Genomic DNA, 11,117 nt, shown 5'->3' on the forward strand with positions numbered 1-11,117 from the left:
CTCCTTCAATCTTTGTTCAGTAGCTCTTCAGCATGCTTCATCGCAGTCTCTGATTTACTGCCTGCCAACATCCTGGCTATTTCTTCTCTTCTTTCTTCCTGAGTCAATTTTGCTATTTCAATGAAGGATTTTTCTGATCCAGTATTTTTTTCAATCATGTAGTGTTCATTTGCATAAGCAGCTATCTGAGGAAGATGTGTAATACAAAGAACCTGATGATATTTACCTACTTCTGAGATAAATTCACCTAATTCATTAGCTGTTCTACCACCAATTCCACTATCTATTTCATCGAATATCAACGAGTAAGTATCAAGTCTTCCTGCTAATATCTTCTTGATTACCAGCAATAGTCGTGATAACTCACCACCAGAAATAGCATTCTTTAAAGGTTGCAATTGCACACCTTTATTAGCCGAAAACAGAAACTCAATCTTGTCTTTTCCAGTCGCATCTAAACAATGCAATACATCCTCATTCTTATCATCTATAACAATTTCATCAAATGCCACCTGAAAGTCTCCCTCAGGTATTGCCAAGTGACTAATATTTTTTAATATTATATTTCTTAACTGCTGGGAAACTCTTTTTCTGTCAAGTGATAAATCTTCAGCTTTGGCGTGAAGTTCCTTGGATATTGATGCTATTTCGACTTGCAGATACTCGATTTCCTGAGTATGAGATGCATAATTCTCCAATTCCTGCTTCATCTGGGAAAGATATAATAACAACTGGGAAATATCCATTTTGTACTTACTTTTTATCCGCAAGATATTACTCATTCGTTGTTCCAGTTGTTTCATCTTGTTTTCATCGAGATCAATAGCATCTTTAATAATTCTCAGTTCTCTCCGAACATCATTTAGTATCTGGAGAATACTGCTAAAAGATAAAACCACATTTTTAATACTTTCACTATCCTCTTTGAACCTGTCTAAACGTTGGGTATAGATATTAAACTGATCAAAGATGGAGTTTTCACTTTCATAAAATTGTTGTTGTATCTCCTGACAATAATTCAAGATATCCTCAGAATGAGTAAGTAAATCGAGTTCTTGCTTTAACTCTTTTTCTTCGTCTATCTGAAGATCCAACTCCTCTAACTCAGCTATTTGATATTCATATAGCCTCTGTTTCTCTGCATACTGCCTTTCTGTTGTTTCTAATTCTTGCAGTCTTTTCTGTTTGTTCCTTATATCATCATAAATCTTACGATAGGAATTTCGCTTTGTTTTCAAATTTCCAAAAGTATCGAGAATCTCAAGTTGATACTGTTCTGAAAAGAGTTTTATCTGATCGCGTTGGCTATGAAAATCAATCAGAGCATCTCGAAACTCCTTAATAGTTCCTATAGTTACTCTCTTTCCGTTCAGATAACTTCTTGAACTATTATCGGTAAGTATTTCTCTAGCTATGATTAAAGACCTTTCCTCATTATCTAAGTATCCTTCCGATATTAAATCTTCAATAATTTCCGAATCTTGTTGACTAAGATCGAATTCCGCTTCCAGATATATTGGTTCTTGATTGTTATAAAATATACCCGGTCGTCCTTTCTGTCCTAAAATCAAGGCAAAAGCTCCTACTATGACAGATTTCCCTGCTCCGGTCTCTCCAGTAAGTACATTCAATCCCTTACCAAACTCTACTTCGATCTCCTTGACTAAGATAAAATTCTTAATTCGTAAACTCTTGATCATATCTTACCCATATGTAATTTCTTCCGTAAAGTTTGATAAAAATTCTTTCCAGTTAAGGTTATAAAACTTACCTTTTCCTGGGCCGCCTTGACTATAACGTCATCGCCATCGAAGAGTGAATGAACATTCTTGCCATCTAATTGCAGCATTGTCTCATTAAAAACCCTGGTCATTCTAAAACGCAATTCAACATTGGCAGGAAATACCATCGGGCGAACAGATAACACATGAGGACAAAGAGGGGCAACAATGAAAACCTCCATCTCCGGGGTCAGGATAGGTCCGCCAGCAGATAAAGAATAAGCTGTCGAACCTGTTGGTGTTGAAGCGATCATACCATCACAGCGAGTCTCAACTACAAAATCTCCGTCACAATAAAACCTCATTTCAATCAAGCGAGAGACTAACCCTTTGTAGATTACAGCGTCATTGAGGGCATATCCTCGGTAGATTATTCTGCTGTTTTTCTTTATCTCAGCTACCAAAAGCATTCTTTGATAAATTCGATAATCTCTGGTGATCAGCTTCCCGATATATTTTTTAAACTCTTTGATAGAAAAATCGGAGAGAAATCCGAGTTTGCCCATATTTACACCTAATATTGGTGCTCTACTTTCCAATGCAAAATCTACCGCTCCTAAGATGGTACCGTCACCACCAAACACTAAAATAGCATCAAGATTCATTCCTTTTCGGTACTGTTTTACATATTGAGGGAGATAAACTGTTTCCTCCAAAATCGTATAGAGCTCTATGTCCTTACTATTTAAGTAATTGTCTATCATCTCGACTATGAACTCTCTGTTTTCTTTGACTCCGTTCGTATAAATCCCTATTTTCTTCATCAACTTTTCCCCTAATCCTAATCTAAAGATGATAATATTTTAAGATATGATTGATATCTCTCTTCTGGTAGTATTCCTTCATGCTTTGCTTCTAACACTCGGCATCCTTCTTCTCTAATATGCTGGCAATTACTAAACCTGCACTCTATTGTCCAATCAGCAAACCCGGGAAAAATTCTCGGGATCCTATCCTTTTCATTTTTATGAAGTCCAAAAGTTTTAATACCTGGAGTGTCAATTAAATATCCACCAAAAGACCAAGGAATTAAACTACTGCTACTCGTTGTATGTTTCCCCTTAAAAGATGCCTTACTAATTTCAGATGTTTTTAACTTCAGGGAAGGATCAATCCTATTTATAATTGAAGATTTACCAGTTCCGGATGATCCTGAAAAAACTGAATCTTTATGATGAATCACTTCTTTTAATTCTTCTATCCCATCTCCTGTCTCAGCAGAACAATAGATTACCTTAATCTGCATATTGAAGTAATACTGGCATTGACCCTTAATCAATTCTAAATCGTCTGCTATATCTATTTTATTGATACATATGACCGGTTTGATGGCAGATAAGCGGGCCGCACAAAGATACCGATCAACCAAATTCAGATTGATCGGTGGTTCCGAACAGGATGTGGTAATAATTACCTGATCAATATTTGAAGCTATTAACACTTCCAGTTGTTTATTTCCTTTATCTATAAATCTTTTTAAGGAATTTTTCCGATCATCTATCTCTTCAATTCGGGGATGTTTGGCAACATCTACACGGACATAGTCACCTACTACTACGATGTTTCGGTTATTGAAATCTACTATCTTTAATCTGCCGGTGAGAGGACAGATTATTTCTTCGTGAGAAAGCTTTACTCGATAGTAATTTTTTGAGTAGATCTCCAAAACCCTTCCTCTTTTAAGTACAGTATTAGATTTCTTACTTTTACGTTCTTTTACTCTTAATCTTTTACCCGGTTTAGGAAGAATTTCCTTATCCTTATCATATTCTGTTTCTAATAATTCATCTTCTTTTTGCTTAGGATCTTCTTTTTCTTTTATTTCTTCCATAAAACCTCTGTATCTATGCCGATAACAACTATCCATAATGTCAAGAACTACTTTTCTCTGGTAATCGAAGCTATTCAAATTTTAATCTTATTCCTGTGTTTCAGATTATTTTTCGATTTCATCCAATAACTCATTTTATTTACCAATTCTATAATTCTCATCAATCATTAGGAAGCACACGAGTCGGATAGGGCCGACTCGTGTGCTTCCTATTGATTCCTTATTGATATACTTAGCTTCGGATAAATGTTTAATTTCAACTAAATCTCAATTCATAAGTATGTTAGATCTAATGTACTATATTATCTCCTCAAACTGACTTTTCTGCTTGACTACCATTGCTATTTGAAGAATAAGAATTCAGCAACAAAGAGGAAGTTGAGATATGATGAGCAAATTTATACTGAGAAGAATTATCCAGTTGATATTCCTACTATTATCAATCTATATTGTTATGACAGCAGTAAATTTCATATCACATCGTTATTGTCCCTATGCTGTTATATGTTTTGGCTTAAGAGGTCTTAATCCAGAAGTTGGTTTTTTCTTTATTACTGCAATAATTGGAGGTTTGATAATTTTATTATCAACTCTTTTTATTGGCAGGAGATTTTGTGGTTATGTTTGCCCTCTCGGAACAGTTATCGAATATCTTAACTATCTTAATCCGTTCAGAAAAAAAGTACTAAGAAAAAGAGTCCCCCCCAATGTTGAGAAGAGCTTGCGACTGGGAAAATATTTGATTTTAATTGGTACTGCTCTGTTTGCTTTTTTTCTCTGGGGTTATCTGTATTACCAAATCTGTCCGGTTATGTTAGCAACCGGCTCAGTAAACTTTACACCTTGGGGAATCATTATAACTGCAGTCATAATTATTGGTAGCATTTTTGTAATGAGATTCTGGTGCAGGTATCTCTGCCCTTATGGTGCTTTGATGAACTGTTTTCAATTTATAGGCAAAAAGTTCGGTATCAAAAGATCAATGATATACCGAAATCTGGAGGTTTGTAATGATTGCCGTTGTTGTGAGTACAATTGCCAGATGAATATCGATATAACAGATGCTGAGTACATTGAAGATCTGAACTGTATTTTTTGTCTGAATTGCATCAAAGCCTGCCCTAAGGATATGTGTCTAACCTTAGACAGCAATAAGAATTTTCAATAGGTTAACTCTTTGATCTGACTTCTTTAACCACCTCATCGATCACTGATTTGATAATCTGCATATCGGGTCGAGGGATTATATTCTGTTCTGAAAGTAAGTCGTAGGTTGCTCTTGCTTTCTTTATATCTGTATCAGCTCTCTTAAATATCTCATCATCGGTAATTATCCTTCCGGCGACCCCTTCTTCGATAGCTTTTCGGGCTACTGCTAAAGCTTCCAGAGGGAATACATCCGTTTCTGTCATTTTGGGAATAATGTTTTCCGGAGTTATGCCTCTCTTTTCTGCATATTCTGCAAGTGATTGAGCAGCTGCTATTGCCATACCGTCTGTTATCTTGCTGGCTCTAACAATCAGCGCACCTTTTAGAATACCAGGAAAACCGAGTGAGTTATTGATCTGATTAGGGAAATCTCCCCTCCCGGTAGCAACTATATAGGCCCCTGCTTGCTTAGCTGCATATGGATATATTTCTGGTATTGGATTGGCACAGGCAAAGACGATGGGCTTATTATTCATTGATTTGATCCATTTTGGTTCTACGGCATCTGGACCGGGTTTGGATAAAGCAATAAGAACATCTGCATCCTTAACAGCATTTTCGATTTCAGTAACATTGTTGGGATTTGTAGTTAGGCAGATCTCCCATTTTCTATATAATGTTTCATCTCGTTCAATGTCATTTCGCTTGTTAGATAAAGCACCTTTGGCATCGAACATAATGATCTTCTGAGGATCAACTCCTGCAGTTACTGTTATTCGTGCTATGGCAGTATTAGATGCTCCGGCACCGAGAAAAACTGTTTTTATCTCCCCCATTTTCTTATTAACGAGTTTGAGAGCATTGATTAGTCCTGCTAAAGTTACAGAGGCAGTACCTTGAGCATCATCATGCCAGACAGGAATATCACATTCTTCCCTTAGAGTATCTAAAACCTTGTAACAATTGGGTTGAGAGATATCCTCCAGATTTACTGCTCCAAAACTATGTTGTACCATCTTAACAAAATCGATCATTTTATAAGGATTGTTATTACCTTTAACATCCCTACTGTCGATACATAAAGGAATAGCATCAATTCCACCCAACATCTTCATTAAGAGAGCTTTACCCTCCATTACACCTAAACCACCGGGTGGTGTACAATCACCGTCTCCTAATACTCTCGTAGAATCAGATACGATAGCTACGGTATTACCTCTATTAGTCAAATCATAAGAGAGTTCGTTATCGTCTCTGATTGCAGTTGAAACTGCCGAGACACCGGGTGTGTACCAGATATTGAACCAGTTAAACCCATACAAACCAACTTTAGGTATTATTTCAGTCTTTCCATTATAGAACTTATGTAATACCAAAGAGAGTTTCTTTAAGAGCAATGTTTTACCTTTAGCTAATTCCTCTTCTGAAAAATTATCCGGGAAAAACCTCTCTAAGTTTTCCAGATTTAAAGTTAAAAAATCATTATTCATACAATCAATCTCCACATTATCATAAATTATCTGAAGAGTTTATCCCCAAAAGAATCTACAGCAACATAACATGGGAACTCAGAAACTCTGAGTTCATATATTCCCTCTAATCCAAGTTCAGGATAAGCTAATAATCTATATTTTGTTATTCTTTTCGCTAGATACACTCCAGCTCCCCCTACCGCACAAAAATAAACTGCTTGATACTCTCTAAATAAATCTATTACCTCTTGACTTCTTCTACCCTTACCAATGAATCCCTTAACTCCAGCTTTTAAAAGTTGAAGTGTGTATCTGTCCATACGTTCACTTGTGGTTGGACCGGCAGAAATAATCTTGCCGGATTTTTCCGAAAAGACAGGTCCACAATAGTATATGATGCTATCTTTAAGGTTGAAGGGTAACTCTTTGTTATCATTCAATAAATCAATTAGCTTCTGATGAGCTTTGTCACGAGCAGTATAAACAATCCCGCTCAACAAGACTTTATCACCAATTCTTAAACCCGCTATTTTTTCTTCGTTTAACGGGGTTGTAATCGCTATTTCTCTCAATTGGTTATCCTTTAATAGATCTTTAAATTATTATCATTTTACAGCGGTGGGAATGACACTGTAAATTGATGGCAACCGGCAATGAAGCAGTATGACATGGATACTGGATTATAGTAACCCTTAAAGCTGTTGTTTTGCCACCCAAACCCATAGGACCTATTCCGAGATTGTTAACGGCAGTCAGTATTTCTGCTTCAAGCTCCGTTAACCTGCTATCAGGATTATCTTCCATAATCGGTCTTAGCAACGCCTTTTTTGCTAATATCGGAACATAATCAAAGGACCCACCAATACCGATTCCTATCAAGAGAGGTGGACAGGGATTTCCTCCTCCTCTTCTGACAGTATCCAGTACGAATTCTATTAGTTGATTTTTATCTGATAGAGGATGGAACATCTTTAAACGACTCATATTCTCAGCCCCTGCTCCTTTTGGCAGAAAATAGACCTTGATCCTATCTCCGGGTACAAAATCCCAATGTATTATCGGTGGCAGATTATCACCGGTATTACTCCTGGCAAAAAGTGGTTCTCTAACCACAGATTTTCTAAAAGATTCTTCCTGATAGATCTCTCTAAAAGCTTCATTAATTAGTTTGGTTGCACTTCCACCTTCGACTAAAATCTCTTCTCCCATTTCTATAAAAAACATGCCAATTCCAGTATCTTGACAGAGTGGTTGTGAATTTACTTTTGCTAACTGGGCATTTTCAATAATTGTTTGCAATATATCTCTTGCAATAATACTAACTTCATCTTTATAGCTGTTTTCCAGTAACTTAACTAATCCCGTATCCAACTCATAATGGGCAGAACTACAGATATCTTTTATTGCTTGCTTAAAGGTTATCCTATCAACTACTCTCATAATTATATAACTATCTCATAATGCTAATATAATGGTTCTTTTTTTTCTTTCTTATATACTATCTAATGTCAATGAAAATCACTAATTATTTTCAACTCTGAAAACTTTCCCATAAATTGCAACATTTTTGAACATCAATAGTAAGTCTATAAGCAAAAAACCAAAAATAAGCAAATTTTACTTAACTTTTTACTTGACAAGATTATTTTTTTTCTTTTTTAGGTTCATAGAGATAGTTAGTCTATTATTTTACTGTGGGGAGGCGATTAGTGAACGGCGAAGAGATATTATCGATTATTAATTTTGATAATCTTTTGAAACTCGGTTTTGCTGTTATTGATGCAAGATATTGTGATTACGAAGTATCGAAAGAGAAATATAAATTTGTTGTTATTCGTGTCAATGGAGATAGAGACTCCTTCTATTTTGAAATGTTCAAGAAGTACATCCCTGATTTTAAGACAGACAAGAATATTTATGAATTATGGAGTAGTATTTTGTCCCATAAAATTAATATGAGCAAGGTTCTTAACCGAGATATATCAATAAAAGTAGCCCTCTTTGATTTTTTAGCTGCCAATTAATTCTATTTACTTGATGTATCAACATTTTTGGAGTAATTATGATTGTTTCTAAATCTAAATTCAACAGTGTATTGCAGAGCCCTGCATCCGAGAAGAATTTATACTTAATGCCGTTATTTACAAATCAAAAATTTACTACAGCAGCGCCGGAAAACTTACATAAATCATATCATCCCGATGTATCAATTTCCAATCTTATCTTAAATATCAGGTCTATAAATCTACTAAAACAGGCAAACATATCTACTATCGGACAACTTTTATTAACTCCTTACGGGTTTCTTCTCAAGTTTCGTAACTGTGGGATTCACACAATTCATTTTCTGCAAAACGAACTCAAGAAATATATAATCGACAAAGAGATTGATTATAGCAGTAATTGGCATGATCTGGAATCGATGTTGATCAATGTGATAGAATTAAAAAACAGAAATTTTATTATTTTTAAGGACCGTTTAGGGATTGGTTTACATAAACCTATGACTCTAGAAGAATGTGGAGATAAATTTGGTATTACAAGAGAGGCAGTAAGGCAGATTATGACCCGTATTGATGAAATAATACTCCATCCTGAAACTGAGTTTAAATTACGTCCCTTCTGGATTACTGTTGATAAACTGCTAAAGAAAAGAGAGGTCTGGACATCTGAAGAATTAGCAAAAAAAATACGAGAAAATCTGCTATGGAAGAAGAAACCGGAAACACATGCCTTAGAAAATTTTCTCTCTATAAAGGATGATAAATATACTGTTACCCATAACGGTCTTATTGGATTCCATGACTCAAAATGTCTTAATTGTCCTAAGATAGATGGTTTTCTACCTGATATAATGAAGGGAAGGTCTGAAATTTCTTACTCTGAAGCAACTGAAAAGTTTATCGAAAAGTTTGAAGATTTTTGTCCTTTGGTTAAAAGCTATCCCAGAAAAGTTATTGATGCCTTAGTAAGATTACATCTTTATCAACAACTTAGAAGTTATCGACAGTATCAGATGCGCAATAATAAGATTATTGATATTTTAACCTATGTTCCTAAACGTAGAAGACGCATATAGTTCATCTTAAGTATCATTATTTTATTCAGGCAGCGTATCCCAAAAACCATTAAAATAAGACCAAGTTACCTCTTCATTATTATAGTATATAGTTAGAACACGTTCTTTCAAAGTAGGATGTTCAAACAACCAAGATAAATACTCTTCACTAAATTGATAATAATTGGGAGTATCCGGAGCAATCTTCGATCCTAACCAGACGATCTCTGTATCTTCTACTAAGCGGTTTAACTTATCTACAGTACGTCTTACAGGTTCTCGATCATAGTCTCCTAATACAAAGTAGTACGGTTTATTATCGACATCTCTTTTGCTATCCAGGTATTCTGTCAATTCTGCTAATTCCTCTGAAAATCGTTCCCATTTTTGAGGATAGTTTTCCAAAACGAATATCTTTTCTATTTCTGTTGCTACTTCTGCTTTTATAGTACTGATGTACAGTCGTGTCAAATCATTATTGATTCTATAACCTATCTGAAGCTGATATACACCTGGTTTCAAGATAACGGATAAATTACCATCGGGATTAACTTCCGGTTGATCTTCATAAGGAAAGAACAACCCATTTTGCAAGAAAGTCACTGTGTATTGTTCCTCATTAATAGATAAAGGATAATTGTTTTCATCAACTGTTAAGATAGTTAGCTTTGCAAACTCTTCGGCATTTTCTTCTCTTGTCGATGAATGAAATGAATTGTCTCGAAGATTGTAATATCGCCATTGTCCGTGATAAAAGATATTTACAATATCAGGAATTCTGTTATAAGAAGCTGGTATGTAGTTAGCTCTTAATACCGAACAGATCAACATTTTGTATTGATATGTAGTCAAATAAGTTAAATTCATAGCCAGATCATAAGGGATCAACGATTGTATTGCAAGTTCACTATCTACAACATAATTGTCATTGATATGATCTACTATATCAACTATTCGCTGATCAATATCCCCCTCTTTCCACTTTATCATACTCTCCTTCATCTCTGTTTTCGGTAGCTCTTCAAACATGACTGTCGGGGAAAGAAGATTGACCATTATCTCATCAGCATAATCAAGATGTCTCATATCCAAATATGCATTATAAAGCTTTTGTAATTGGTCATGATCGGCTTGCCAGAGAAACTTTTCATCGATCTTGGTTAATAAAACTAAAAAATGAGATGATAAGGGGTAGTTATCTTCATAAAAGAGTAGAAAGTTGTCTTTGTTGTTACGGTATTTTGTCCATACATCCAGCAAGAGTGAATCTGCTTGTTCATAAGGAAAGACTAAGCTTTGATATTCAGCAACAATATTGTTATAGTATTCTTCAAAACCTTTTAAATATTTACTCCATTCTTCTCGTTGCTCTCTTGTTGGTAATTTTGGATCAGGATAGTGAAGGGCTGTTTTCACTGAAACATCCTGCTCATAGCTTAGTACTATCTCTGTCTGGTAATCTTCCTGTTGAGCTGGGATCTCCTGAAGAGCAAAAAGTGTGTCCTTGGTTGCTGAAATAAAAACTGAACCTCTACCAATAACCAATTCTAACTCTCCATGATCATCTGTCTCTGTCGTATGTATAGACCTTAACATACCCCAATTATAGACCATAACAGCAATTTGGGTTTGAGTAATGACTTCTCCGGTGATATCAATAGTTCTTAAGCTAACTTTCCTAGATTGAATGTAGTCGGAGTCATAGTTGGTTGTAGAATTGATCAGCGAATAATACCGATCTTCTCTTAATACAATATCATTTTCAGCAGGGAATGCAGCAGTTGCCATAATCATTATTGCTTTTGCTGCACTGGCTGAAAACCAAG

General features: G+C 35.3%; 10 protein-coding genes. 3 read left to right on the forward strand and 7 right to left on the reverse strand.

Translation table 11 applies throughout. The features are described from left to right. Nucleotides 1-5: 5 nt before the first annotated feature. From recN to rsgA, 3 genes are read right to left on the reverse strand one after another with little or no spacing between them, the layout of a single operon-like run. Entirely contained in the window at nt 6-1,700 is a 1,695-nt protein-coding gene (gene recN, locus K0B81_05810; GenBank protein MBW6516117.1) for a DNA repair protein RecN, read from the reverse strand. Then, entirely contained in the window at nt 1,697-2,545 is an 849-nt protein-coding gene (locus K0B81_05815) for an NAD(+)/NADH kinase (GenBank protein MBW6516118.1), read from the reverse strand. The genes recN and K0B81_05815 overlap by 4 nt, the downstream gene beginning before the upstream one ends. A 17-nt stretch (nt 2,546-2,562) precedes the next feature. Beyond that, entirely contained in the window at nt 2,563-3,612 is a 1,050-nt protein-coding gene (gene rsgA, locus K0B81_05820) for a ribosome small subunit-dependent GTPase A (protein ID MBW6516119.1), read from the reverse strand. 385 nt (nt 3,613-3,997) lie between these two features. Between rsgA and K0B81_05825 the strand changes: the two genes are divergently transcribed. Next, nucleotides 3,998-4,780, forward strand: coding sequence for a 4Fe-4S binding protein (locus K0B81_05825; GenBank protein ID MBW6516120.1), 783 nt, complete (start codon nt 3,998-4,000; stop codon nt 4,778-4,780). A gap of 1 nt (nt 4,781) precedes the next feature. On the opposite strand, the gene K0B81_05830 is transcribed toward K0B81_05825, so the two are convergent. The 3 genes from K0B81_05830 to K0B81_05840 are packed head-to-tail and all read right to left on the reverse strand — an operon-like array spanning nt 4,782 to nt 7,673. Beyond that, nucleotides 4,782-6,251, reverse strand: a complete 1,470-nt coding sequence (locus K0B81_05830) for an NADP-dependent malic enzyme (GenBank protein MBW6516121.1) — start codon at nt 6,249-6,251, stop codon at nt 4,782-4,784. A gap of 26 nt (nt 6,252-6,277) precedes the next feature. Further along, nucleotides 6,278-6,805, reverse strand: a complete 528-nt coding sequence (locus K0B81_05835) for a FumA C-terminus/TtdB family hydratase beta subunit (GenBank protein MBW6516122.1) — start codon at nt 6,803-6,805, stop codon at nt 6,278-6,280. Nucleotides 6,806-6,827: 22 nt separating this feature from the next. Then, nucleotides 6,828-7,673 (reverse strand): fumarate hydratase, encoded by an 846-nt coding sequence (locus K0B81_05840; protein MBW6516123.1) that lies wholly within the window; start codon nt 7,671-7,673, stop codon nt 6,828-6,830. A 269-nt stretch (nt 7,674-7,942) separates the two neighbouring features. Between K0B81_05840 and K0B81_05845 the strand changes: the two genes are divergently transcribed. Both K0B81_05845 and K0B81_05850 read left to right on the forward strand, forming a co-directional pair. Beyond that, the gene (locus tag K0B81_05845; protein MBW6516124.1) at nt 7,943-8,257 is read left to right on the forward strand and encodes a hypothetical protein; all 315 of its coding nucleotides are present in this window, start codon (nt 7,943-7,945) and stop codon (nt 8,255-8,257) included. Nucleotides 8,258-8,295: 38 nt separating this feature from the next. Next, complete coding sequence (locus K0B81_05850) at nt 8,296-9,312, forward strand: hypothetical protein (protein MBW6516125.1); 1,017 nt, start codon at nt 8,296-8,298, stop codon at nt 9,310-9,312. Nucleotides 9,313-9,333: 21 nt separating this feature from the next. Here K0B81_05850 and K0B81_05855 read toward each other — a convergent pair. Beyond that, nucleotides 9,334-11,117, reverse strand: a 1,784-nt coding sequence (locus K0B81_05855; GenBank protein ID MBW6516126.1) for a hypothetical protein, incomplete at its 5' end; no start/stop codon positions are given.

Source organism: Candidatus Cloacimonadota bacterium (assembly GCA_019429305.1).
Classification (GTDB): Bacteria; Cloacimonadota; Cloacimonadia; order Cloacimonadales; family JAJBBL01; genus JAHYIR01.